Below are 295 nucleotides of genomic sequence, written 5' to 3' on the forward strand. Positions count from 1 at the left end.
CTACACTGCTCGGTCATTCGGTGTTCAATTGGACCATCAAGTGGCTTAGTGCTAATACAGTGTCCATGGCGATTCTCGGTGAGCCGATTGGTGCTGCAATTCTTGCTTATTTTATTCTGAGCGAAAAAATAACAGCCCCCCAAACACTCGGAACGGCTGTCATCTTATGCGGAATTTATTTGTTTATGCGCTTTAGCCATCCTACAAAAGCTAAGACAATCCAGGAAACAGATCACTCTGGTATCTAGGCAGCACAATGGTAAATGTCGTACCATGGCCCTCTTCACTTTCTACG

Annotated in this window: 1 protein-coding gene; it reads left to right on the top strand. The window is 45.1% G+C overall.

The genetic code is table 11. From position 1 onward, the window contains the following. Positions 1-248 (top strand): DMT family transporter (locus tag LKX83_RS32385; RefSeq protein ID WP_227887381.1); only part of this gene is annotated, 248 nt, incomplete at its 5' end. Between the last annotated feature and the right edge of the window lie 47 nt (positions 249-295).

The organism is Cohnella baijiui (genome assembly GCF_020731285.1).
Classification (GTDB): domain Bacteria; phylum Bacillota; class Bacilli; order Paenibacillales; family Paenibacillaceae; genus Cohnella.